Source organism: Psychrobacter sp. TB55-MNA-CIBAN-0194, from assembly GCF_040309505.1.
Taxonomy (GTDB): domain Bacteria; phylum Pseudomonadota; class Gammaproteobacteria; order Pseudomonadales; family Moraxellaceae; genus Psychrobacter; species Psychrobacter fozii.
Genome location: NZ_JBEOOW010000768.1, coordinates 1 through 237, shown reverse-complemented (window position 1 = coordinate 237; position 237 = coordinate 1). Strand labels below are relative to the sequence as shown.

The following is a 237-nucleotide window of genomic DNA, read 5'->3' as shown; positions in this document are numbered from 1 at the left end:
TGCATACTCTGTATCAAAAAAATCTAGAACAAGGTACTCAATTCTTCATCGAATGGATTGCGCTTGATTTGATTAAAGACGAAGACGGTAATATCAATGGTGTTATCGCTCTTGAACAAGAGACGGGTACGGTTGCCGTATTCCAATCTCCTATTACTGTACTAGCTACTGGTGGTGCGGGTCGTATCTTCGCAGCTTCGACTAATGCCTATATTAATACTGGTGACGGTATTGGCA

Annotated in this window: 1 protein-coding gene; it reads left to right on the top strand. The window is 41.8% G+C overall.

Annotated elements, in window-relative coordinates; translation table 11 throughout:
• The coding region (locus AAEY75_RS17030; protein WP_352260359.1) for an FAD-binding protein at positions 1-237 on the top strand (237 nt) is incomplete at both ends.